Here is a 482-nt window from a genome sequence, read left to right as displayed (position 1 = left end):
CTGCCGGACAACAGCAAGCTCGATTACCAGTACGCCAAGGGTGGGGCGCTGACGGCCATTGACCTCAATGGTGCGCGGCTGACCAGCCATCAGTTCGAATTCGGCCGAGAACGGGAACGCCAGCAAGGTCAACTCACCAGCCACTATCACCACGACGAACAGGGCCGTTTACAGGCGCACACGGTTCATCAGCAAAACCGCACGTTGTACTTGCGCCACTACCACTACGCGGTCAACGGCAACCTGGCATCCATCGCCGACAGCCGCCATGGCCAGCGCGCGTACTACTACGACGCCCTGAACCGCCTGACGCGTGTACGCCACAGCCGCGACGACCTCCCAGAAACGTTTGCCCACGACCCGGCCGGCAACCTGCTGATGCAGGACCGCCCCGGCCCGAGCCATATCAAAGGCAACCGCCTGCTGATGCAGGGCGACCGCCACTACGACTACGACGCCTATGGCAACCTGATCCGCGAACG

At 62.9% G+C, this 482-nt stretch carries 1 pseudogene; it reads left to right on the top strand.

Annotated elements, in window-relative coordinates:
• Positions 1 to 482, top strand: a pseudogene (locus tag N8H74_RS29225) (type IV secretion protein Rhs); the annotation flags it as partial.

The organism is Pseudomonas sp. B2M1-30 (assembly GCF_025447575.1).
In the GTDB taxonomy this organism is placed as follows: Bacteria; Pseudomonadota; Gammaproteobacteria; order Pseudomonadales; family Pseudomonadaceae; genus Aquipseudomonas; species Aquipseudomonas botevensis.
This window is presented reverse-complemented; position numbering and strand designations above follow the sequence as displayed.